This window comes from Nonomuraea sp. B12E4 (assembly GCF_039871825.1).
GTDB lineage: Bacteria > Actinomycetota > Actinomycetes > Streptosporangiales > Streptosporangiaceae > Nonomuraea.
Genome location: NZ_JBDPME010000010.1, coordinates 296,980 through 319,160 on the forward strand (window position 1 = coordinate 296,980; position 22,181 = coordinate 319,160).

Annotated in this window: 21 protein-coding genes; 11 read left to right on the top strand and 10 right to left on the bottom strand. The window is 69.5% G+C overall.

The genetic code is table 11. The annotated features are described in order from the left end of the window. Positions 1-17 precede the first annotated feature (17 nt). Positions 18-467, top strand: coding sequence for a MarR family winged helix-turn-helix transcriptional regulator (locus ABGB18_RS24295; protein WP_347697871.1), 450 nt, complete (start codon positions 18-20; stop codon positions 465-467). An 87-nt stretch (positions 468-554) separates the two neighbouring features. Here ABGB18_RS24295 and ABGB18_RS24300 read toward each other — a convergent pair whose 3' ends face one another. Continuing rightward, the gene (locus ABGB18_RS24300) at positions 555-1,325 is read right to left on the bottom strand and encodes a TetR/AcrR family transcriptional regulator (RefSeq protein ID WP_347697872.1); all 771 of its coding nucleotides are present in this window, start codon (positions 1,323-1,325) and stop codon (positions 555-557) included. A gap of 210 nt (positions 1,326-1,535) precedes the next feature. Between ABGB18_RS24300 and ABGB18_RS24305 the strand changes: the two genes are divergently transcribed. After that, complete coding sequence (locus tag ABGB18_RS24305; protein ID WP_347697873.1) at positions 1,536-1,838, top strand: helix-turn-helix transcriptional regulator; 303 nt, start codon at positions 1,536-1,538, stop codon at positions 1,836-1,838. 303 nt (positions 1,839-2,141) lie between these two features. Here ABGB18_RS24305 and ABGB18_RS24310 read toward each other — a convergent pair whose 3' ends face one another. From ABGB18_RS24310 to ABGB18_RS24335, 6 genes are read right to left on the bottom strand one after another with little or no spacing between them, the layout of a single operon-like run. Continuing rightward, the gene (locus tag ABGB18_RS24310; RefSeq protein ID WP_347697874.1) at positions 2,142-2,570 is read right to left on the bottom strand and encodes a helix-turn-helix domain-containing protein; all 429 of its coding nucleotides are present in this window, start codon (positions 2,568-2,570) and stop codon (positions 2,142-2,144) included. An 11-nt stretch (positions 2,571-2,581) separates the two neighbouring features. Further along, positions 2,582-4,246 carry a choline dehydrogenase gene (gene betA, locus ABGB18_RS24315; RefSeq protein ID WP_347697875.1) on the bottom strand — a complete coding sequence of 555 codons (1,665 nt, stop codon included), beginning with the start codon at positions 4,244-4,246 and terminating at the stop codon, positions 2,582-2,584. After that, positions 4,222-5,163: an ABC transporter substrate-binding protein gene (locus ABGB18_RS24320; RefSeq protein ID WP_347697876.1), complete on the bottom strand. Its 942-nt coding sequence runs from the start codon at positions 5,161-5,163 to the stop codon at positions 4,222-4,224. Before ABGB18_RS24320 ends, betA begins: the two co-directional genes overlap by 25 nt. 47 nt (positions 5,164-5,210) lie before the next feature. Next, positions 5,211-6,182, bottom strand: a complete 972-nt coding sequence (locus ABGB18_RS24325; RefSeq protein ID WP_347697877.1) for an ABC transporter substrate-binding protein — start codon at positions 6,180-6,182, stop codon at positions 5,211-5,213. Continuing rightward, positions 6,179-8,203 carry an ABC transporter permease subunit gene (locus ABGB18_RS24330; protein ID WP_347697878.1) on the bottom strand — a complete coding sequence of 675 codons (2,025 nt, stop codon included), beginning with the start codon at positions 8,201-8,203 and terminating at the stop codon, positions 6,179-6,181. Before ABGB18_RS24330 ends, ABGB18_RS24325 begins: the two co-directional genes overlap by 4 nt. After that, entirely contained in the window at positions 8,200-9,297 is a 1,098-nt protein-coding gene (locus tag ABGB18_RS24335) for a glycine betaine/L-proline ABC transporter ATP-binding protein (RefSeq protein ID WP_347697879.1), read from the bottom strand. The genes ABGB18_RS24330 and ABGB18_RS24335 overlap by 4 nt, the downstream gene beginning before the upstream one ends. A gap of 346 nt (positions 9,298-9,643) precedes the next feature. Between ABGB18_RS24335 and ABGB18_RS24340 the strand changes: the two genes are divergently transcribed. The 4 genes from ABGB18_RS24340 to ABGB18_RS24355 all read left to right on the top strand — a co-directional run bounded on the left by ABGB18_RS24340 (position 9,644) and on the right by ABGB18_RS24355 (position 13,747). Continuing rightward, positions 9,644-12,367, top strand: coding sequence for a nitrate- and nitrite sensing domain-containing protein (locus ABGB18_RS24340; RefSeq protein WP_347697880.1), 2,724 nt, complete (start codon positions 9,644-9,646; stop codon positions 12,365-12,367). After that, positions 12,364-12,810: a roadblock/LC7 domain-containing protein gene (locus tag ABGB18_RS24345; RefSeq protein WP_347697881.1), complete on the top strand. Its 447-nt coding sequence runs from the start codon at positions 12,364-12,366 to the stop codon at positions 12,808-12,810. Before ABGB18_RS24340 ends, ABGB18_RS24345 begins: the two co-directional genes overlap by 4 nt. Positions 12,811-12,885: 75 nt before the next feature. Further along, complete coding sequence (locus ABGB18_RS24350) at positions 12,886-13,200, top strand: DUF742 domain-containing protein (protein WP_347697882.1); 315 nt, start codon at positions 12,886-12,888, stop codon at positions 13,198-13,200. Then, complete coding sequence (locus tag ABGB18_RS24355; RefSeq protein ID WP_347697883.1) at positions 13,181-13,747, top strand: ATP/GTP-binding protein; 567 nt, start codon at positions 13,181-13,183, stop codon at positions 13,745-13,747. The genes ABGB18_RS24350 and ABGB18_RS24355 overlap by 20 nt, the downstream gene beginning before the upstream one ends. Before the next feature lie 61 nt (positions 13,748-13,808). On the opposite strand, the gene ABGB18_RS24360 is transcribed toward ABGB18_RS24355, so the two are convergent. Then, on the bottom strand, positions 13,809-14,768 hold the full coding sequence (locus ABGB18_RS24360) for an SIS domain-containing protein (protein WP_347697884.1): 960 nt from the start codon (positions 14,766-14,768) through the stop codon (positions 13,809-13,811). Beyond that, positions 14,765-15,883, bottom strand: coding sequence for a hypothetical protein (locus ABGB18_RS24365; protein ID WP_347697885.1), 1,119 nt, complete (start codon positions 15,881-15,883; stop codon positions 14,765-14,767). Before ABGB18_RS24365 ends, ABGB18_RS24360 begins: the two co-directional genes overlap by 4 nt. A 170-nt stretch (positions 15,884-16,053) precedes the next feature. Here ABGB18_RS24365 and ABGB18_RS24370 point away from each other — a divergent pair, with 170 nt between their 5' ends. From ABGB18_RS24370 to ABGB18_RS24385, 4 genes are read left to right on the top strand one after another with little or no spacing between them, the layout of a single operon-like run. Beyond that, complete coding sequence (locus ABGB18_RS24370) at positions 16,054-17,175, top strand: spermidine/putrescine ABC transporter substrate-binding protein (RefSeq protein ID WP_347697886.1); 1,122 nt, start codon at positions 16,054-16,056, stop codon at positions 17,173-17,175. Positions 17,176-17,212: 37 nt separating this feature from the next. Further along, on the top strand, positions 17,213-18,052 hold the full coding sequence (locus tag ABGB18_RS24375) for an ABC transporter permease (protein WP_347697887.1): 840 nt from the start codon (positions 17,213-17,215) through the stop codon (positions 18,050-18,052). After that, entirely contained in the window at positions 18,045-18,905 is an 861-nt protein-coding gene (locus ABGB18_RS24380) for an ABC transporter permease (protein ID WP_347697888.1), read from the top strand. Before ABGB18_RS24375 ends, ABGB18_RS24380 begins: the two co-directional genes overlap by 8 nt. Beyond that, the gene (locus ABGB18_RS24385) at positions 18,892-20,004 is read left to right on the top strand and encodes an ABC transporter ATP-binding protein (RefSeq protein WP_347697889.1); all 1,113 of its coding nucleotides are present in this window, start codon (positions 18,892-18,894) and stop codon (positions 20,002-20,004) included. The genes ABGB18_RS24380 and ABGB18_RS24385 overlap by 14 nt, the downstream gene beginning before the upstream one ends. A 149-nt stretch (positions 20,005-20,153) precedes the next feature. Here ABGB18_RS24385 and ABGB18_RS24390 read toward each other — a convergent pair whose 3' ends face one another. Then, positions 20,154-20,759 (bottom strand): TetR family transcriptional regulator, encoded by a 606-nt coding sequence (locus ABGB18_RS24390; RefSeq protein WP_347697890.1) that lies wholly within the window; start codon positions 20,757-20,759, stop codon positions 20,154-20,156. Between the two features lie 125 nt (positions 20,760-20,884). On the opposite strand from ABGB18_RS24390, the gene ABGB18_RS24395 reads away from it, so the two are divergent. Beyond that, the gene (locus ABGB18_RS24395) at positions 20,885-22,159 is read left to right on the top strand and encodes a glycosyltransferase (RefSeq protein WP_347697891.1); all 1,275 of its coding nucleotides are present in this window, start codon (positions 20,885-20,887) and stop codon (positions 22,157-22,159) included. The last annotated feature ends 22 nt before the right edge of the window (positions 22,160-22,181 follow it).

Sequence of the window (22,181 nt, forward strand, 5' to 3'; positions counted from 1 at the left end):
ACAGCAAGGTATTGGGGATGTCAACAGACGGCTTGAGCGTGGACGACGGGATCAGGACGTTGCTGCTGCTGATGCCGCGCATGGTGGGGCGGGCCAAGCGGCTGGGCGTGCCCGCGGAGCTGCGGTCTCTCTCGCTGGCGCCCCGGCACCTGTCGCTGCTGGCCTACCTGCTGTTCGACGGCTCGATGACGGTCAACGAACTGGCCGGGCGGCTGGAGGTGGCGCCCGCGACGGTGAGCCTGATGGTGGGGGACCTGAGCCGGAAGGGCGTGCTGGAGCGGCGCGAGGACGAGGCGGACCGGCGGCGCACGATCGTGAGCATCGCGGACGGGCACCGGGATTCGATCCACGAATGGCTCGGCCACGGCGCCGGGGCCTGGCGGCAGGCTCTGCAACCGCTCACGCCCGAGCAGCGGCGGATGTTCGTGGACACGCTGCTCGCCTACGAGCGCGCACTGTCAGGCTGATCGCGCGCACCGTGGGCGCGCGGTCAGGCCGCACGCGCATCGCTGGGCGGGGCGGTCAGGCCGCATGCGTGCCGCTGGGCGAGGCGGTCAGGCCGCGGGATCGCGCTGGCCGATCAGGGCCGCGATGCCGTCGAGCACGCGCTGCAGTCCGAACTCGAAGGCGTGCTCGGGACTGTAGGCCGCGTTGAGCGCCTCACCCGCGGCCTGCCCCACCCGGGAGGCGACGGGATAGCGGTCGGAGTCGGCGATGCGGTTGAGGAAGGGCGCGTGCGCGGCCCACCACTGCTCGTCGCTCAGCCCTGTCAGGCTCTCCACCTGCGCGGCCTCCACCGCGCCCCTGGCCGCCCCGTGCACGAAGCCGGTGACCAGGGTGATCACCGAGTCCATCTCCAGGTCGGACAGGCCGATGCCGTCCACGGCGCGCAGCTCGTAGTCGTACTTGGCGGTGAAGTTCGGGCCGAGCACCGGCCGGCTCGCGGCCACCTGCAGCAGCCACGGGTGGCGCAGGTAGAGGGCCCAGTTCTCTCTGGCGATCTGCTCCAGCCTGCCCCGCCAGCCGCCGGGCACGTGCTCCGGCCTGGCGGTCTCGCCGTAGACCTGGTCGAGCATGACGTCGAACAGCTCCGGCTTGCCCGGCACGTACGTGTAGAGCGACATCGTCCCCACGCCCAGCCGCTCGGCCACCCGGCGCATGGACAGCGTCTGCAACCCCTCGGCGTCGGCCACCTCGATGGCGGCGCGCACGATGCGGGCCACGCTCAGCCCCGGCTTGCCCTTGCGGCTGGTCCGCTCGCTGGTCCGCCAGAGCAGCGCGAGGCTGCGTGCGGGGTCGCCCTTCCCTGAGTACTCGACTGCCACGTCTGTACGGTACAACGTACGGTCGCGAGCCTGACGGCGGTGGAGTTCTTCGCCCTGTCGGTACGGCTTTACCAGCGGCCCGATCGCTAGATCTCCATGCAGCACCTACTATGGATTTATTCTGAATAGAATACTTCTATAGTGCACATCAAGGAGGCTGTGCGGTGTGGAAGCTGGAGATCAGTGGCTCGGCGGCAAGGAGGAGAGCAAGTGAAGCACGACGACAGCGCGCTGGCTGAGATCTTCGACGAGCCCGGTGAGATGGAGGAGATCCGCCGGCGGGCGGCGAGGCGGATCGCGGGGCTGCGCTTGGGGGAGATCCGCAAGCGGATGGGCCTGACGCAGCAGATCGTCGCCGAGCGCATGGGGGTGAGCCAGAAGCGCGTCTCTGCGATCGAGTCGGCGACACTGCCTAACATCAAGGTTTCGACACTGGCCGCCTACGCCGAGGCTCTGGGCGGGAGTCTGGATGTCTCCATCGATATCGATGATCTCCACCTCACTGTGGCCTGAGTCGCGGAAGGCTCATTCGGTGTCGGTAGAACTCCACCGGCTCTGGAGGGCTGTCTGTGCATCCGCGTGGTGGCCGGGCGCTCTGGAATGTCGGTTCGGAGGCCCGTCAAATGTCGGTCCGGCATCCGTGAAATGTCGGTTCCAAGCCCGTGAAATGTCGGTTCAACTGCCTGTGGAATATCGTTTCCGCAGGTAGGGGATGCCGTCATGGGGTGAGTGGGCGAAGCAGTCGGGCGGCGGTCACTCGGCTTCGGTGACCGCCTCCCGGCAGTGCCGATCAGTGCGCTGTGGGACCGATAGCGCTCAGCGGCCCTGGGCGGGGTCGGTGAGCAGGGCGATGGAGCGCTGGGCCGAGCGGATGCGGCGGGTGCGGTCCTCGTCCGCGCCGCCCAGCGCCAGCCCTTCCTCCGCGATGGCCCCGAACGCGGCGAACGCCGCCAGCCGCTGCCTGACGACCTTCTCGAAGGCGTCGTCCTCGATCCGGTAGTACGCGGTGCGCTCGCCCGGCCGGGTCCGGCGGCGGACCAGGCCGATGGAGGTCAGCAGGCGCATGTTGGACGTCATGGACGCCCGGCTGGCCCCGATGGCGTCGGCGATCTGGCCGGCGGACTGCTCGGCCGGGGTGCAGACGAGCAGCCAGCCCAGGATGCGGCCGGTGATCGGAGCCAGGCCCCAGGCCTCGCCGCAGAACGCCGCCACCCGCTCGACCCAGTCGAGCACTTCAGGAGCCATGAGCTTGGATTTTAGTCCGGAACGACCGGCCGCTGGTGCCGGTGGAACGCCACGGGCTCCGCGGGCAGCGGGGTGTCGCCCCTGATGAGGTCGGCGGCCTTCTCGGCGAGCATCATGACGGGGGCGTAGATGTTGCCGTTCGTGACGTACGGCATCGCCGAGGCGTCCACGACGCGCAGGCCGTCGAGCCCGTGCACGCGCATGGTGCCGGGATCGACGACGGACATCTCGTCCACGCCCATTCGGCAGGTGCACGAGGGATGCAGGGCGGTCTCGCCGTCGCGGGCCACCCACTCCAGGATCTCCTCGTCCGTCCGCACCTGCGGCCCCGGTGACAGCTCGCCGGCGTCCAGGCCGGCCCAGGCCGGCTGGGCGAGGATCTCCCTGGCGTGCCTGACGGCCTCCACCCACTCCCGGCGGTCCTGGTCGGTGGACAGGTAGTTGAAGCGGAGCGCGGGCTTCTGGCGCGGGTCGTCGGACCTGACCCGGACCGAGCCACGGGCGTCGGAGTACATCGGGCCGATGTGCACCTGGTAGCCGTGGCCGCCCGCCGGGGCCGAGCCGTCGTAGCGGACCGCGATGGGCAGGAAGTGGAACATCAGGTTCGGGTAGGCCACGGCGTCGTTCGAGCGGATGAAGCCGCCCGCCTCGAAGTGGTTCGTGGCCCCGGGGCCGTGCCGGAAGAACAGCCAGTCGGCGCCGATGAAGGGGCGGCGCCATTTCGCCAGCGACGGTTGCTGCGAGACCGGCTGCTTGCAGGCGTGCTGCACGTAGACCTCCAGGTGGTCCTGGAGGTTCTCGCCGACGCCCGGCAGGTCGTGCACGACCTCGATGCCCAGCGGCTCCAGCAGCGCCCGCGGGCCGACGCCGGAGAGCTGGAGGAGCTGGGGGGTGTTGATCGCGCCGCCGCACAGGATGACCTCGCCCGCCTCGATCCGCTCTCCCCGGCAGAGCACGCCCACGGCCCTGGTCCCCTCGAAGAGGATCCGCTCGACGAGCGCCCGGGTCCTGACCCGCAGGTTGCGGCGGCGGCGCACCGGATGGAGGTAGGCGCGGGCCGCGCTGAGCCGGCGGCCGCGGTGGATGGTGCGGTCGAAGGCGGCGAAGCCCTCCTGGCGGTAGCCGTTCACGTCGTCGGTCAGCGGGTGGCCGGCCTGCTGGACCGCCGCGAAGAAGGCCTCGAAGAGGGGGCCGCGGGCCGGGCCGCGTTCGAGCTTCAGCGGTCCCGCGCCGCCGCGGAAGTCCGTGCCGGGGTCCGCCAGGCAGTTTTCCATGCGCTTGAAGTAGGGCAGGCAGTGCGCGTAGTCCCAGCTCTCCATGCCGGGGTCGGCGGCCCAGCGCTCGTAGTCCAGTGGGTTGCCGCGCTGGAAGATCATGCCGTTGATGCTGCTGGAGCCGCCCAGCACCTTGCCGCGGGCGTGGTAGATCCGCCGGTCCGCCATGAACGGCTCCGGCTCGGACTCGTACTTCCAGTCGTAGAGGCGGTTGCCGATCGGGAACATCAGCGCGGCCGGCATGTGGACGAAGACGTCCCACCAGTAGTCCGGCCGGCCCGCCTCCAGCACCAGGACCGAGGCCGACGGGTCGGCGCTCAGCCGGTTGGCCAGTGCGCAACCGGCCGAGCCGCCGCCGACGATCACGTAGTCGAACCTCAACGCGGGATCCAGTCCTTCCACACGATCTCGTTCTCCTCGACCCAGCGCCTCGCGGCCTCCTCGGCGGGCAGCTTCTCGTTGATCATGTCACTGGCGACGGTGTTCTGGTCGTCGTTGGTCCAGTTGAAGTTGCGCACCAGCTCGTACGCCGGCCCGCCGGTCTCCGCGAACCGCCGGCTGACGATCTTGTCCAGCAGGTAGGGCGGGTAGTCGCAGGCGACCTTGACCGCGTCGTCGTCGCAGCCCACGGCGTAGGCGGGCAGCGCGATCTTCACCAATCTGACCTTGGTGAACAGCCATTGCGGCTCGTAGAAATACATGAGCAGCGGCCTGCGGTTCTTCGTCGCGGCCTCGGCGGCCTTGATCAACGCGTCCTCGCTACCGGAGTAGACGACCCGGTAATTGAGCCCCAGGTTCTTGACGAGAGCCTCGTCGTTGGTGACGAATGTCGGATCGCCGTCCAGGACCTGTCCGGCATTTCCGGATTTTTCGGTCCGGAAGAGGCGGGCGTACTTATTCAGGTTTCGGTAGTCCGTAATGTCGGGGTACTTTTTGACCATCCACTCGGGGACGTACCAGCCGATCACTCCCTTGTTCCCGGTGAGCCCGGCCGACAACGCCACCTTCCGCTTCTCGATGTACTCCTGCTTCAAGTCGTTGTGACCCCAGCTTTCCACGATCACATCGACCTTTCCGGACTCGAAATCCTTCCAGGAGTCCGCCTCCTTCATGGGCCGGGTCTTCACCTCGTAGCCGAGCTCGTGCTTGAGCAGATAGGCCAGTACGGCCGCCTGGGCCTCGTAGCCCACCCAGGCGTGGATGTCGATGTTGACGGTGCCCTTGGCGCGGGCGGTGGTGGTGGCGGGCTCCCCGCTGGAGCAGGAGGCCAGCAACAGGGCCGCGACCAGCGGCCCGACGAGCGTCTTCGGTCGGAACATGATGGTCTCCGCGGCCGCGGGCCCGCAGGCCCGCGGCCGAGACGGGGTCACTTGGGAATCCAGGCCTGCCACTTGGCGGTGTTGGCCTCCACCCACTTCTTGGCGGCCTGCTCGCCGGTCATGCCGTTGTTGGTCATGTCGTCGGACACGGCGTTCTGGTCCTCGTTGGTCCAGCTGAAGTTCCTGACCAGCTCGTACGCCTTGCCGCCGCCATCGGCGAACTTCTTGCTCACGATCTTGTCGAGGTCCATCTCCGGGTAGTCGCAGGCGACCTTCTTCGGGTCGGCGTCGCAACCCTCGGTGTAGGGGGGCAGGCTGACCCGGACGAGGTCGATGTCGCTGAACAGCCAGTGCGGGTCCCAGAAGTAGAACAGCAGCGCCTTCTTCTGCTCCTGCGCCTGCTGGGCGCTCTTGATCAGGGCCGCCTCGCTGCCGCCGACGACGACCTTGTAGTTCAGCTTGAGGTTCTTGATCAGGGCTTCCTCGTTGCTGACGTACGACGGGTCGCCGAACAGCAACTGGCCCTTGTCGCCCGACTCCGAGGTCTTGAACAGGTCGGCGTACTTGTTGAGGTTCTTGTAGTCGGTGATGTCGGGGTGCTCGTCGGCCATCCACTTGGGGATGTACCAGCCGATGACGCCCTTGTTGCCGGTGGAGCCCGCCTCGACGGCGACCTTCTTCTCCTCGATGAACTGCTTCTTCAGGTCCGGGTGACCCCAGTTCTCGATGATGACGTCGACGTCGCCGGTCTCGAAGCCCTCCCAGGCCAGTTGCTCCTTGATCTCGGGCATCTCCACCGTGTAGCCGAGCTCGTTCTTCAGCAGGTAGGCGACGACGTTGGCGCTGGCCTCGTACCCCACCCAGGGGTTGATCGCGATCTTCACGGTGCCGGCGGCGGCGCTGCTTGCGCCGGCCTGCGGTGGCGCGGAGCTGGAGGGGGTGGTGTCGACCGTGGCTCCGCCGCAGCCCACGGCGGCGAGCCCAAGGACGAGCAGGCCTGCGAGCAGGCGAATCTTCATGTGAACTTCCTTTTTCGGGGGGAAGGGCGCCTGTCGGCGCCCTGCGTGATGCGGTCGAGCATGACGCCGAGGAGCACGGTCGCGATGCCCGCGATGAGGCCCAGGCCGAAGTCCGTCCGCTGGGAGAACCCGACGACGACGTCGTAGCCGAGCGCGCCGGCCCCCACCAGCCCGCCGACGACGACCATGGCCAGGGTCATGACGATGCCCTGGTTGGCCGCGAGCAGGATCGCCCTCCTGGCCATCGGGAGTTGCACCTTCCACAGCAACTGGCCGGGGGTGGAGCCGGCCGCGGTCGCGGCCTCGACGACGGTGGCCGGCACGGCCTTGATGCCGTCCTCGACCAGGCGCACCACGGGCGGCACGGCGTAGATGATCGAGGCGAAGATCGCGGTGAAGCGGGTGGTCCCGAACAGTGCCAGCGCCGGCAGCAGGTAGACGAAGGCCGGCATGGTCTGGGCGGCGTCCAGGATGGGCCGCTGCACCGCCGAGTAGCGCGGCGAGCGGGCCGCGGCCACCCCCAGCAGCAGGCCGATGAGCAGGGTGACCAGCACCGCGACGGCGACCGTGGTCATCGTCTGCATGGTGTGCTCCCAGGTGCCGAGCAGCGCGATCGCCAGCAGGCAGCCGAGCGCCGTCAGCGCCGGGCGCACGCCGCTCACCCGCCAGGCCACGGTCAGCACCGCCAGCGCGACCAGCCACCAGGGGGCCGAGGTGAGCAGGCTCTCCAGGGGGTTCAGCAGGGCGTGGGAGGTGAGGTCCTTGATGAACGTCGTCACCGCGTACCAGTTGGTCTCGGCCCAGTGGACGGCGTCGTTCACCTCGGCCACGAAGTTGACCGTGAGGTTCTCCGGCCAGGTCCGGGGGAGTACGGGGATGAGCGCGAGCCCGGCCACCACCAGTACCCCCGCCGCGACGAGATCGCCACGCTCGACCTTCGCAGGCGATTTCCTGTGGGCCGTGTTCACGGCCTCACCTCGTGAGGCGGCTCGGTCGCCTCTGATGCCGCCGCCTTCCCCGCCTCTGGTCGCTTCGCTCCCGCCGCTCCTCCAGGCAGCGGCGCTCCCTCGTGGTGCGGTGAGTGTGCGATCCAGCACGACGGCCATGATCACGATGGCCACGCCGGCCGGGAGCATGATGCCGACCTGCGCCCGCGACAGGCCGCGGATGATGTCGCCGCCCAGGCCGGGGGCCGAGATCAGGTTGGCGATGACGACCATGGACAGGGCCATCATGATGGTCTGGTTGACCGCCAGCGCCATCGTGGGCCTGGCCAGCGGCAGGTGCACCTTGAACAACGTCTGGCGGCGGGTCGCGCCCAGCGAGGCCGACGCCTCGACCGCCGTGGGCGAGACCTGTGAGATGGCCAGCGCGGTGATGCGGATAGCGGGCGGGATCGAGTAGATCATCGTCGCGATGGCCCCGGCGGGCGCGCCGATGTGGAAGAACAGCGCGAGCGGCGCCAGGTACGCGAGCGTCGGCATGATCTGCATGACATCCAGGACCGGCGTGATCGCCCGGCGCGCGCGGCCCGACAGCCCGGCCCAGACGCCCAGCGGGATCCCGATCGCCAGCGACAGCAGCACCGCGACCGCGACCAGGGCCAGCGTGTCGACGCTCGACTCCCACAGCCCCAGCACCCCGAACGAGCTCACGCCGGCGAGCGCCAGCGTGCCGGTGCGCCAGCCGCCCGCCAGCCAGGCCAGCGCGCCCATGACGCCGGTGATGCCGGGCCAGCCGAGCGCGTACAGGACGGTCTGGAACAGGTCGTAGAGGCCGCCGACGAAGAGCCGGATGTAGTTGAGGAAGTACAGGAAGAGCGGATTGTCGTTGCGGTGGTCGTCGATCCACTCGCGCAGCTCGGTGACGGCCAGGAACGGCGGCGCCTCCTTGTCGTGCGGCAGCGTCCCGGTGCCGCGGAAGACCAGGTACGCCACCACGAACAGGGCCGCCACCCCGGCCGGGGCCGTCCACTTCGGCAACCGGAACCCGGCGGACGTGCTGACGGCCGTCGTGCTCATGCGCCCGCCCGCGGCGCCCGCGCGAGCGCGGTCCGCTCGCCACGGTCCGCCCCCGCCTCGGTGTCCGCGCCGGACAGGAAGGTCAGCAGGTCCACCCGGTCCACCACGCCCACCAGGTCGTTCCCGGCCATGACCCGGATCGGCCGGGAGGAGGCGGAGGCGACGCCGACGGCGTCCTTGATGACGGTGGTGACCGGCAGCGCCGGGCCGTCCAGCGGCTCGCCGGGCTCGGGGTCGCGGCAGATCCAGCGCAGGGTCAGCACATGGCTCCGCGGCACGTCGCGGACGAAGTCGGCCACGTAGTCGTCGGCCGGCGCGCCCACCAGTTCCTCCGCGGTGCCGAGCTGCACGATCGCGCCGGCCCGCATGATCGCGATCCGCTCGCCCAGCTTGAGCGCCTCGGACAGGTCGTGCGTGATGAACACCATCGTCTTGCCGACCTCGCGGTGCAGCCGGATGACCTCGGCCTGCATGTCGCGCCTGATCAGCGGGTCGAGCGCGCTGAACGGCTCGTCGAACAGCATCACCTGCGGCTCCACCGCCAGCGCCCGGGCCAGGCCCACGCGCTGCTGCATGCCGCCGGAGAGCTGGTCGGGGTAGGCCTCGGCGTAGCCGTCGAGACCGACGAGGGAGAGGATCTCGGCGGCCCGCGCGTGCCTGGCGGCCCTGGCGGTGCCCTGGATCTCCAGGCCGTAGGCCACGTTGTCGATCACCTTGCGGTGTGGCAGCAGGCCGAAGTGCTGGAAGACCATGCTGACCCGGTGGCGCCGGATCTCGCGCAGGCGGGCGGGGGAGGCGGCGGCGATGTCCTCGCCGCCGATCCTGATCTCGCCCGCCGTGGGCTCGACGAGCCGGGTGAGGCAGCGCACCAGGGTGGACTTGCCGCTGCCCGACAGGCCCATGACCACGAAGACCTCGCCGGGGCGCACCTCGAAGCTCACGTCCCGGACGGCGGCGGTGCAGCCGGTCTTCTCCCTCAGTGCGGCGGGGTCGAGATGCCTGTCGTCGCTGCCCAGGACCTTTTGCGCCCGAGATCCGAAGATCTTCCAAAGGCCCGCAACAGCGATTGCCGCGCTGTCGGGAGAATCCCGCACACTCGCCTCCTCGATTGACGTCGCTCAACATATGTCGGCAATCCGGGAAATCTCAACGCTGTGACCCTCCGGAGACCGGGGTGCGCCTCTCGCGTTACTTCGGTTGGAACGCGCTAATCGCTCATACGCGGACATGTATCGCGTTGGGGGTTTATTTCCGGCCGGATGTGCCCCATGATGGAGCCCCAGGTTCTCTTCCCAGGAGTCACTCGGCGCAAATTCTGTCGCGTTATGTTCGGGTAGCCTCCTCGCCATGTGATGTGTTCCAATTACCCGCACTTGCTGATTTCTCCAAGGAGTCACAACCCCCTCCCTCATATACGCCGATTCGGGCGAGGTGTGTTCGGTGAGTACAGAGTTGGCCGAGAGACAGGCCAGTGAGGGCAACTGGCGCCTGCGCAATTGGCGCGTCCGGGCGCGGCTCATCGCCCTCATCCTGGTCCCGACGGCCGCCGCCGTGCTGCTGGGCGGCATCCAGGTGCTCTCCTCCACGTCCGCCGCGGGCGACTACGCGCGCACCAACCAGTTCGCGCGGCTCTCCGCGGAGGTGGGCGAGCTCACCCACCTGGTGTCCGGCGAGCGGGCCCTGACCGCGTGGTACATCGCGCGCGGCCGCCCGGCGAACGGGCTGGGCGAGGTGCAGGCCCAGATGGAACAGGTGGACGCTGCCGCCGACCGGGTACGCGACATCGCGCGGCCGCTGCTGGCCGAGGTCTCGGGCCGTACCGAGGACCAGATCGAGAACCTGCTGAGCCGCCTGAACGACCTGACCGGCCTGCGCGAGCAGGCGCTGCGGGCGAGCCTGCTGCCGGCACCCGCGGTCGAGCTCTACACCACGGTCATCGGCGACCTGATGTCCGTGCACAACGAGCTGGTCGTGGGCAGCACGGACGACGAGCTGTTCCGCCAGACCCGCATGCTCGACGCGCTGACCCGGGTCAAGGAGAGCGTCTCCTACCAGCAGGCGCTGGTCACCGTCGTCCTGGTCGAGGGAGCGTTCGACCAGGACCAGCTCAAGCGCTTCCTCGGCGAGCAGTCCAGGGAGGCCAACGAGCGCAGAGGCTTCGCCGCCGAGGCCACCGCCGAGGAGCGCCGGGTCTTCGACGAGGCCGTCAACGGCAGGTCCGCCGACCGCATGCTGTTCCTGCGCGAGCTGGTGCTGATCCGGGCCACGAACGGGCTGCCGCTGCGCGGCCTCGACCTGGCCAGGAGGGATGACGCCAAGGAATGGTTCGACGGGGCCGCCGTGGTCGTCGACTCCATCCGCGGGATCGAGGAGCGCCAGGCACAGAACATCGTGAACCGCAGCGAGGCGCTCAGCGCCGACGAGCGGCAGCGGGCGATCATCACCGCCGGGGCCGTGCTGGCGCTGCTCGTAGCCGTCCTGCTGATCACCACCGGGGTGGCCAGATCGCTCGTGCGCCCGCTGCGCAAGCTGCGCGGCGAGGCGCTGGAGATCGCCGGCCGGCGGCTGCCCGACTTCGTGCAGCACCTGCGGGAGGCGCGCGACGGCGGGGTCGACGCCGAGGTCCCGCCCATCGGCATCTTCACCAGGGACGAGGTCGGCGAGGTCGCCCGAGCCTTCGACGAGGTGCACCGCGAGGCGGTCCGGCTGGCGGGCGACGAGGCGCGGCTGCGCTCGAACGTCAACGCCATGTTCGTCAACCTGTCCCGGCGCAGCCAGACGCTGGTCGAGCGGCAGCTCACGCTGATCGAGCGGCTGGAGCGCGGTGAGCGTGACGACGCCCGGCTGGGCGACCTGTTCAAGCTCGACCACCTGGCCACCCGCATGCGCCGCAACTCCGAGAACCTGCTCGTCCTGGCCGGCCAGGAGGCGGCCCGCAAGTGGAGCGAGCCGGTCGAGCTGATGGACATCGTGCGGGCCGCGCTCGGCGAGGTCGAGAGCTACGACCGGGTCAGCATCCAGGTGCAGTCGGACGTCGCCATCGCCGGCCAGGCCGTCACCGACGTCGTGCACCTGCTGGCCGAGCTGGTCGAGAACGCCGTCTCGTTCTCCTCGCGGGACACCAAGGTCATCATCTCCAGCAGCCACATCGACGGCGGCGCGATGATGCTGTCGGTCACCGACCACGGGATCGGCATGAGCCCCGAGGAGCTGGCCGAGGCCAACTGGCGGCTGGCCAACCCGCCCGTCGTGGACGTGTCCGTGTCACGGCGGATGGGGCTGTTCGTGGTCGGGCGGCTGGCGCTGCGGCACAACATCAGGGTGCAACTGCGGCTGCAGGACATCGGCGGGCTGACCGCCATGGTGCTGGTCCCGTCCATGCTGCTCACCGCCGTGCCGGGCCCGATCCCCGGGCAGTCGCAGCGGATCAAGGTGCCCAGGCAGGCCGGCCCGCAGGCACCCTCCTTCGGGTCGCCGCCGGGGGCCCCCGCCGGGATCCCGGCGTTCGGGCCCGAGTCGCCGTCGCTGCCCGCTGGGATGCCGGCCTTCGGGCAGGAGTCGTCGTCGCTGCCCGCCGGACATCCCTCGTTCGACGGCGCGCCCTCCGCTCCGGAGCCGTCGTCCTGGTTCCAGTCGACGCACAGTCACTCGGTCGAGCAGTCGGCGCTGGACCTGCCCGTGCTGGGCGAGTCATATCCCTCGTTCGCCACACCGGGTGAGCCGTCCTACCCCTCCTCGGCCGCACCGGGTGAGCCGTCCTACCCCTCCTCGGCCGCACCGGGCGAGTCGTCCTACGCCTCCTTCGCGACGCCCGGCCCGGCGCAGTCCAAGGAGGAGTTCCTGCCCATCTTCGCCGCGGTCGAGGAGAGCAGTTGGTTCAGCAAGTCCGCGCCCACCCCCGACCACCGCGAAAAGCCCTGGTCATCCCCCGCCGACCAGGGCTGGCAGGCCGCCGGGGCGACCTCGGAGCCGGCGCAGAACGGCACCACGACCTCCGGCTTGCCCAAGCGCACGCCGCGGGCGAATCTGGTACCGGGCACCGCGAGCCCGAAGCCGCAGCCCGTCCAAACCCCTCTGCCGTCCCCTGATCGGCTGCGCGACAGGCTGGCCAGCTACCAGCAGGGTGTGCGCAAGGGCCGCGCCGAGTTGGAGGAGGACTCATGAAGGAGCTGAGCCAGGCCGCCAGGGACGTCAACTGGCTGGTCAGCGGCTTCGTCGAGGAGGTCCCGGGCGTGGCGCACGCCGTGGTCGTCAGCGCCGACGGCCTGCCCATGGCCGTCTCCCGGGGCTTTCCGCAGGACCGCGCCGACCAGCTCGCCGCCATCGCGGCGGGGCTGGTCAGCCTCACGCAGGGATCCGCGCGGGTGTTCGAGGGCGGTGGGGTCACCCAGACCCTCATAGAGATGCAGCGCGGCCTGCTGCTGGTGATGTCGATCAGCGACGGGTCCTGTCTGGCCGTGCTGGCCGCACCCGACTGTGACATGGGCCTGGTCGCCTACCAGATGACGATCCTGGTCGAGCGGGCCGGACAGGTGCTCACGCCCGCCGTACGGGCCGAGCTGTCGGCACGCCCGATGATCGATCCGCAGCGTAGCTGGGCCCGGTAGACGGGCTGATGGGAGCAGACGTTGGCATCGTGGCACAACGGGGAACCGGAGCCCGAGCGAAGCTCGCTCGTCCGGATGTACGCCGTCACCGGCGGCCGGACGACACCGCGTACAGCCCTTGCCATGGAAGCGCTGGTATCGTCGGCCACGTCGGCACAACTCGGTACTACCTACACCCGGGAATACCGCGCGATCAGCGAGATGTGCCGGCAGGTCCGCTCCGTGGCGGAGATCTCGGCACTGCTGAGCGTCCCCCTCGGAGTAGCGCGGGTGCTGATCGCCGATATGGAAGCGGACGGGCTGGTCAGGGTGTACCAGCCGCAGCTTGAGGCAGGCCTGCCCGACAGAAGCCTGCTTGAAAGGGTGCTGAGTGGACTTCGCAGGCTCTAGCCGGCTCACCTCCACCAAGATCGTCGTGGCGGGCGGGTTCGGCGTGGGGAAGACCACGTTCGTGGGCTCGGTGTCGGAAATCATGCCCCTGACCACCGAGGCGGTTATGACGGACGCCTCGGAGGGCATCGACGACATCCACCTCACGCCCGGCAAGACGACCACCACCGTGGCCATGGACTTCGGGCGGCTCTCGCTGGACCAGGACCTGATCCTCTACCTGTTCGGCACGCCGGGGCAGCACCGGTTCTGGTTCATGTGGGACGACCTCGTTCGCGGCGCGATCGGGGCCGTGGTGCTGGTGGACTCGCGGCGGCTGGCCGACAGCTTTCCCGCCGTGGACTACTTCGAGAATTCCGGTCTGCCCTTCGTGATCGGGCTGAACGGCTGGAACGGGGAGTTCCCGCACATCGAGAGCGAGGTGCGGGAGGCGCTCACCCTCTCGCCGCATGTGCCCATCGTCCGCACGGACGCCCGGGCGCGGGAGGCGGTCAAGAACACGCTCATCACGCTCGTCGAACACGCCCTGACGGTGCGCGCGCGCTGAAACCTCCGCCGGCCCGCCGAACCCGGCGTGGTCAGGTGGGCCCGGGTTCGGCGGGCCGGCTCTATCGGGCCGACCACCAGTAGGCGGCGACCAGCTCGGCGACCAGCGTCTCCGTGAGCAGGGCCACGTCGGGGTCGTCGTCGTGCACGTAGCGGATGGCGGCCGTGGCGTCCTTCAGCTCCCCGCCCACGGTGATCACCATCGAGTCGCGCTCGCGTACCCAGTCCATGGCCTGGGCGTCGTAGCGGGAGCCGGGGAAGAGCAGGGCGCGGTAGTCGAGGGTCTTGGTGAGGTAGACGTCCACGTGCGACCAGTCGCCCGTCTCGCAGGCGTCGGCGGGGCGGCGCGGGCCCTCGCGCAGCATCAGGGCCGACTGCTCGGCCGAGGAGAGGCGTTCGGCGGGGGCGATGGCGTAGACGCCGTGCGGGCCGTCGAGCAGCTCCAGCGTCAGGGGCAGCCACTCGTCCCTGCGGTCCAGGAGGTCCCGCGTGGCCTCGGCCACCCGCCCGATCAGGGCGGTCATGTCGCGGTCCCGGCCGGTGAGCCGGGCCTCCAGGGCCAGCAGCAGGGCCAGGGTGTGCTGGAACGTACGGCAGGCCACGCCGCCGAGCTCCTCGCCCGCGTGCATGGGAACCACCAGGTCGGCCGCCGCGGCGAGCGGTGAGTCCGGGGCGTTGGTGAGGGCGGCCACGAAGGCCGGGCCGCCCGCATAGCGGGCCACGGCGTCCAGGGTCTCCCGGCTGGTGCCGGTGGCCGAGATCGGGACGACCAGGGTGCCTCCGGCGGCCGGGTACGTGGCCGCGGCGGAGGCGTAGTCGGCGTGGGCGTCGACGCCCGCGGCCCGCAGGCGCAGGGCGGCCGCTCCGGCGGCGTACCGCGAGCTGCCCATTCCCAGGAACAGCACCCGGCCGATGTCCCGCGGCAGCCCTGCGAAGGGGTCCGCCGTGCGGAGGGCGTCGGCCAGGCCCGTCAGGGCCGCCGGCTTGGACTCCAGATCTGCCAGGAAGAGCTCGGAATTCACGTGATGTTCTCCTCGGGGTACCAGGTGCGCAGCACGCCCATGGGGGCATAGCGCCAGCGGGGGAGGTGGCGGGCGGCGTAGATGAGCTCGCGGCACTCCTGCTCCACCTCGAACGGGCGGATCAGTGCCGGGTCCAGGAGCTCGGCCCGGCCCCGGGCCGCCAGGCGGGCCCGGTAGGCGGCGAGCATGGTGGCGCGGGCCGCGGCCGCCCAGTCCGCCGCCCGGGCCGGCGGGGTGGCCCGGCGCCGGATCGCCACCTGGGCGACGTGCTCCAGGCTGGTGGCGAGCTGGGCCACGTCCCTGGCGGCCGGCTGGTACGGGTCCGCGTCGGCGACCGTGGGGTTGCCGTCGAAGTCGATCACCGCGTACCCGTCGCGCCATCTGAGGATCTGGCCGACGTGGAGGTCGCCGTGGATCCTGATGAGCGGGCCGGTCACGGGGGCGCGCAACGGGGCCAGCTCGTCTCTGAGGGCCTCGGCCCGGCTCGCCAGCCACGCGCCTGCTTCGCCGCCGGTCAGCGCGAGCGCCTCCCGCAGCGCCGACTCCGCCCTCATCACCATGGACGCCCTGACCGGCGGTACGACGTCCTGGGGGCGGGCGGGCAAGGTGGACAGGGCGAGGTGCAGGTCGGCGGCCAGGTGGCCGAGGTCGCGGGCGAACGCGGTCGTGCCCGCCACGGCCTCGTCCACGCACCACTCCCAGCCGTCACGTGCCTCCGGCAGGTAGCCCGTCACCAGCGCCACCAGGTGGGCCACCCCGTCGAACTCGCACGTCAGTGTCGCATAGGGCGGCGCCGTGTCGTTGAAGCCCGCCTCAACGAGATGGGCGAGGATCTCCGGGGTGGGATGGGGGAGGGGCGCCGGCGGGCTGAGCCACTTGACCACGACCCGCTCGTCCACGACCACCGAATAGTGGGTCTGGTCAACGTGCGGACCGAAGTCCCGCTCAGCTGGGGCCCCAGTGTGGAGATCTCCGGGGGCGTGCGAGAAGGTGGGCAACGGGCGAAACCGGCGCACGGCGAAGGGCGCGGGCACCTCACCCGCCATCAGCGTCAGGACAGCGCCGGTGAGACCGCGATCCCGCGCGGTGAGGGGGCTCTCACCGAGAGAGATCACCCGGCGGCGAATTGAATCCCAATTCAACAGGCGAACCAAACTTCCTGGTAGCAATGTTATAAAAAGTCTTGCTCATGTTGATTCGTGCTGCAACACTCCTGCCTTGGTCTGCTGTGTCCGGTAAGGTCGCGCGACCCCTGTAAAGCTCAATTTCAGAAGGAGTAGCGGCCGTGTCCCGTATCCGGTTCACCCGTCGTCTTCCGGTCGCCGTAACGGCGGCCGGCCTCGCGCTTGCCGTCGCGGCGTGCGGCGGTGAGTCGTCGACCAGTGCAGCAGGCGCGAATCCGGCCGCGGCCGACGAGCTCAAGCCAAACGCGGACCTGTCGCAGCAGACGCTCCAGGTGACGGTGTGGGAGGGCTACATCCCCGAGGAGCTTCCTCAGATGGTGAAGACGAAGCTCAAGGTCAAGGACATGAAGGTCGCCCTGCACGACACCAACGAGACCGCGATGACCAAGCTCACCGCGCCTGGTGACAGCGGCATCGACGTGGCGTTCGTGTCCGGCCAGTACGCCCAGGCGCTCAACGAGATGGGCCTGCTGGAGCCGATCCACCCCGAGCTGATCCCCAACCTGGCCAACCTCTACCCGGAGGCCACCCAGCTCTCCTACGACAAGGGCAACAGGTATTCGGTGCCCTACACCTGGGGCACCACCGGCATCTGCTACCGCACCGACCTGGTGAAGGCCCCGCCGACGAGCTGGAACGATATTCTCAAGCCCCCGGCCTGGGCCGACAAGAAGGTCACCATGATGACCACCGAGCGCTGGCTGGCCCTGCCCGCGCTCAAGGCGCTCGGCTACTCGGTCAACACCGACAAGGACGACGAGATCGCCAAGGCCAAGGAGCTGCTCACGGCTCAGAAGCCGCACCTGCTCACCTATGACGACACCACGTTCGGCGACCGGCTGAAGTCCGGCGAGTCCGTCATGGCCGAGGCGTGGGACGGCTGGTGCCCGACCACGGAGAAGAAGGGCAACATCGCGTTCAAGGTGCCGAAGGAGGGCAGCGACCTCTGGGTGGACACCATGGTGATCATGAAGTCCTCCAAGAACAAGGAGGCGGCGCACGCCCTGATCAACTACATCCTCGACCCCGAGATCCACAGCTGGGCCGCCGAGAACATCAACTACAAGGTGCCCAACAAGGCGGCCATGGACCGGGTGCAGATCGCCAAGGGCTCGCTGCTCGGTGTCAAGCCCGCCGACCTGCTCGATGGTGAGTCGATCATCGACCTCGGCGCGGCGTCCACCAAGTACTCGCGCCTGTCGGAAGAAGTCACGGCCGGATAGTCGCATTGCGGTGAAAACTGAGGTCAAGGCCCGGTCGGTGTCCCAATCGCGGGGACGCCGGCTGGGCGCGTTCGTGTTCCTGGCCCCTGGGCTGACGTACCTGCTGGTGCTGCTCCTGGTGCCGCTGGCGCTGGTGCTGGGCACCAGCTTCTTCCAACGCGGGCGATTCGGCGGCGTGGTCTACGAGTTCACCACGGAGAACTTCGGCCGCCTGATCGATCCGCTCTACCTCGGCGTGGTCGGCGACTCACTGCGGATCGCGGCCCTGACCACGTTGCTCGCGCTGCTGATCGGCTACCCGACGGCCTATGTGATCGCCCGGCTGCCGCGGAAGTGGAAGACCGCCGCGCTGGTCGCCATCGTGCTGCCGTTCTGGACGAACTTCATCATCCGGATCTACGCCTGGATCATGCTGCTCAACGGTCCCGGGCTGGTCAACAGCGGGCTGAAGGTGTTCGGGCTCGGGCCGTACGAGCTGCTGTACAACGAGGGGGCCGTCGTCGTCGGGCTGCTGTACTCGTACCTGCCGCTCATGGTGCTGCCGCTCTACGCCGCGATCGAGCGGCTGGACCCACAGCTCCGCGAGGCGTCGGCCAACCTGGGGGCCTCGGCGTTCACCACGTTCAGGAAGGTCACGCTGCCGCTCACGGTGCCCGGGGTGCTGACCGGGAGCCTGTTCGTGTTCGTGCCCAGCTTCGGCAACTTCGTCATCCCCGAGATGCTCGGGGGCAGTAAGTCGATCATGGTGGGCAACCTGATCCGCAACCAGTTCCTGAAGGCGCGCGACTGGCCGTTCGGCTCGACGCTCGCGCTGGCGCTCATCGCGGTGTTGGTGGTGCTGCTCATCGTGCAGGCCCGGGCGGCGCGTCGTGCGTAGGGGCAGGCTGCTGTACGTACCGTTCTGGGCCACGTATGTGTTCCTCTACCTGCCGATCGTCGTGCTCGTCGTCATGTCGTTCAACTCCGGCGACTCGGCGTACACGTTCGACGGCTTCAGCCTCAAGTGGTATGGCGAGCTGGCCGGGGACGAGCGGGTCAGGGACGGCCTGGTCAACACCCTGATCGTGGCCGCGGGATCGACCGTGATCGCCACCGTGCTCGGCACCCTGCTGGCGGTCGGGCTGGCCCGGCACACCAGGTCGAAGGCGCTCGACGCGATCGCCCTGATGCCGGCCGTGCTGCCTGACCTGGTGCTGGCGATCGGGCTGCTGGTCTTCTACGGCGTGATCCAGCTCACCCTCGGGCTGTACTCGGTGGTGCTGGCGCACGGGCTGTTCTCGATGGCGTTCGTGGCGGCGGTGGTGCGCACGCGGCTGTCCGGGGCGGACACCTCCCTGGAGGAGGCCTCACGGGACCTCGGGGCGGGGCCGGTGGCGACGTTCGTGCGGATCACGCTGCCGCAGCTCGCGCCGGGGATCGTCGCGGGGGCACTGCTGGCGTTCACGCTGTCGCTGGACGAGTTCGTGATCGCCTACTTCACGATCGGCAACAGCGAGCAGACGCTGCCGATCGTCATCTACTCAATGATCCGTTTCGGGGTGACCCCGAAGATCAACGCGCTGGCCGCGATCCTGCTGCTGGTGAGCTTCACGGCGGTGATCGCCGGGCAGCGCCTGACGAGAATTGGGGAGAGGGAGCCGAACCGGACACCTGGAGAACCACGCGTGGACACCAGGGTGCAAGGTGCGGCGGACTCGACCATAAGGATGGAGTCCCGTGCTCAGGATTGACGGGGTCACCCGCAGGTTCGGGGACGTCACCGCGCTCGACGCGGTGTCGCTGGAGATCGGGCAGGGCGAGTTCTTCGCGCTGCTCGGGCCCTCCGGCTGCGGCAAGACCACGTTGTTGCGCATCATCGCCGGGTTCGAGGCGCCGGACGCCGGCACGGTCACGCTCGACGGCCAGGACCTGCTGGCCAGGCAGCCGAACCGGCGGCCGATCAGCCTCATGTTCCAGTCGTACGCGCTGTTCCCGCACATGACCGTGGCCAAGAACGTCGCCTACGGGCTGGAGCGCGAGCGGCTGCCCCGCCAGGAGGTCAAGCAGCGGGTGGGCGAGGTGCTGGAGACCGTCGGGCTGACGGCGCAGGCCGCGCGCAAGCCCGCCCAGCTCTCCGGCGGGCAGCGGCAGCGGGTGGCGCTGGCCCGTTCCATCGTCAAGCGGCCCCGGCTGCTGCTGCTCGACGAGCCGCTGTCGGCCCTGGACAAGAAGGTCCGCGCCGACATGCAGCTGGAGCTGAAGCGGCTGCAGCACGAGGTCGGCATCACGTTCGTGGTCGTCACGCACGACCAGGAGGAGGCCATGTCGCTGGCCGACCGTATCGCGGTCCTCGACGGCGGCCGGGTGTGCCAGGTGGACCGGCCGGTGGAGCTGTACGAGCGGCCCCGCTCGCCGTTCGTGGCCGACTTCGTCGGCGCCAACAACCTCTTCCCCGGCACGGTCAGCGGCTCCGGCGCGGGGGAACGCGGCTCCGGCGCGGTCGAAAGCGGTCCCGGCGTGGGCGAGAGCGGTCTTGGGGCGGTCGAGAGCGACGCCTTCGGCCCGTTGCCCGGCACGCCGCTGGCGGAGCTGGCGGCGGGTGCCAAGGTGCTGCTGGCGGTGCGGCCGGAGAACGTCGAGCTGGTGCCGGAGGAGACCGCCGGGAGCCTGCGGGGCAGCGTGCTGGATGTCAGCTTCTACGGCGGCGTCTCGCACATCTCCGTGGAGCTGCCGGGCCGGGCCAAGCCCGTCCTGGTGGCCGTCCAGGGCGCCGGCGCGGTGTCGGCCGGAGCCAAGGTCGGGGTGCGCTGGAACGCCTCGGACGCGGTCATCATGGCGGCCGACGCATGAGCGCCTCAGGACGCGGCGACCCCGACCGCGCACTCTCAGGGCACCGCGGACTCTCAGGGCGCGGTGATCCCGACCGCGGACACGTGAGCGCCCCGGGACGTGGCGGCCGGGGACGCGTGAGCGCCCCGGGACGGCGGTCCGCGCGCCCGTCAGTAGGACAGGTCGTTGCCCGTGGCCGCGCGGGCGTACGACAGGATCAGCCCGGCCGCCTCCGCCGGGCCGATCACCGGGTGCCTGGCCGTGATGCGGTAGCCGTAGGCGTCCTCGAGGGCCACCAGGTTGCGCGCGATCGTCAAGGAGTCCGCGCTCAGCCGGAACACCCCGAGGGCCGCCCCGGTGTCCAGGATCGCCTGGTACATCGACACCTGCCGGTCGTAGAGCGAGGTGAGCAGCACGCCGTAGACCCGGTTGCGGCCCGCGGCCCCACCCAGCTCGTTGAGCAGGCGTACGTCGGGGTCGAGCGGTCCGGTGGGCAGCCCCGACCTGATCGTCACGACCAGCTTCTCGACCGGATCGGTGAGCGCGGACAGTTGCCGCAGGCGCTGCTCGTAGAAGCGTTCCATGCCCGCGTGCTGCGCCTCGACCAGCAGCTCGCTGAGGTCGGGGTAGTGGTAGAGCACGGCGCCGGAGGTCAGACCGGCTTCCTCGGCCACGTGCGAGAGCTGTACACCGTCGATGCCGTGGCGGATGATGGCCCTGCGAGCGGCCTCGATCAAGTCGATGCGCCGGTCACTGCGGCTCTTACGCTGAGCCACCCCCACCACCTTCACTCGTTTGGCTACTGTTCAGTTAGCCGTGACCATAGTGCCGGTAACTTTAACTTCACGCCAGATGCTTATTTGAATTCACCTTCAAATTGATTGAGTCCCCCGGAGTCTCGATGCCTCTCACCGTCCTGTTCATGCCTGAAAGCGCCTACGGTCCCACCAACAACTGCATCGGCATCGGCGACATCCTCCGCCGCCGGGGTCACCGTGTCGTCTTCGCCGCCGAGGCGTCATGGAAGGGCAAGCTCGAAGCCCTCGGTTTCGAGGAGGACCTCGTCGACCTCGCGCCTCCGGCCGAGGAGGCCGAGGAGCAGGACCCGGGGCAGTTCTGGAAGGACTTCATCCGCGAGACCGCGCCCGAATACCGCAAGAGCACGCTGGAGCAGCTGGAGACCGTCACCAAGCCGATCTGGGACTCCCTGATCGACGGGGTGAAATACTGCGAGCCGCAGCTCAAGGCCATCATCGAGCGGGTGAACCCGGACGTGATCGTCGAGGACAACGTGATCACGTTCCCGGCGCTGCTCACGGCCGGCAAGAAGTTCGTCCGCATCGTCTCGTGCAACCCGCTGGAGGTGCGGGGGGAGAACATCGCGCCGGTCTTCTCCGGCCTGCCCGCCGACGACCGCGGCGAGTGGGACGCCTTCCGCGCCGAGTACGACCGCACCCACCGCGAGATCTGGACCGCCTTCAACGAGTGGTCGGTCGCGCAGGGCGCCGAGCCGCTGCCCGACCTGGACTTCATCCACTCGGGCGACCTCAACCTCTACGTCTACCCCGAGGTCCTTGACTACGTCGACGCCCGCCCGCTCGGCCCCACCTGGCACCGCCTCGACTCCTCCGTACGCGAGACCGACGGGGACTTCGAGCTCCCCTTCCAGCGCAACGAGGGCTCGCTGATCTACTTCTCGCTCGGCTCGCTAGGCTCCTCCGACGTGGAGTTGATGCAGCGGGTGATCGACGTGCTGGCGGCCACGCCGCACCAGTACATCGTCTCCAAGGGCCCGCTGCACGAGGAGATCAAGCTTCCCGCCAACATGTGGGGCGCGGAGTTCCTCCCACAGACTAAGATCGTGCCGTTGTGTGACCTCGTCATCACCCACGGGGGCAACAACACCACCACGGAGGCGCTGCACTTCGGCAAGCCGATGATCCTGCTGCCGCTCTTCTGGGACCAGTACGACAACGCCCAGCGGGTGGATGAGCTGGGCTATGGTGTCAGGCTCTCGACCTACACCTTCACGGATGAAGAACTCTTGGGGGCGGTCACGCGCCTGCTCGGGGACACCGAGTCGCGGGCGCGGGCCGCCGCCGCGGGCGAGGAGATCAGGCGCCGCGACGGCCTGCGCAAGGCCGCCGATCTGATCGAGCAGCTCGGCCAGTCCTGATCGACCCGTTCGGTCAGCAGCA

Excerpts from the sequence above, each read along its gene's own strand:
- ABGB18_RS24350 (WP_347697882.1), top strand. The coding sequence starts at position 12,886 with ATGTACGCCGTCACCGGCGGCCGGACGACACCGCGTACAGCCCTTGCC.
- ABGB18_RS24310 (WP_347697874.1), bottom strand. The coding sequence starts at position 2,570 with ATGGCTCCTGAAGTGCTCGACTGGGTCGAGCGGGTGGCGGCGTTCTGC.
- ABGB18_RS24295 (WP_347697871.1), top strand. The coding sequence starts at position 18 with ATGTCAACAGACGGCTTGAGCGTGGACGACGGGATCAGGACGTTGCTG.
- ABGB18_RS24330 (WP_347697878.1), bottom strand. The coding sequence starts at position 8,203 with ATGAGCACGACGGCCGTCAGCACGTCCGCCGGGTTCCGGTTGCCGAAG.
- ABGB18_RS24345 (WP_347697881.1), top strand. The coding sequence starts at position 12,364 with ATGAAGGAGCTGAGCCAGGCCGCCAGGGACGTCAACTGGCTGGTCAGC.
- ABGB18_RS24320 (WP_347697876.1), bottom strand. The coding sequence starts at position 5,163 with ATGTTCCGACCGAAGACGCTCGTCGGGCCGCTGGTCGCGGCCCTGTTG.
- ABGB18_RS24325 (WP_347697877.1), bottom strand. The coding sequence starts at position 6,182 with ATGAAGATTCGCCTGCTCGCAGGCCTGCTCGTCCTTGGGCTCGCCGCC.
- ABGB18_RS24395 (WP_347697891.1), top strand. The coding sequence starts at position 20,885 with ATGCCTCTCACCGTCCTGTTCATGCCTGAAAGCGCCTACGGTCCCACC.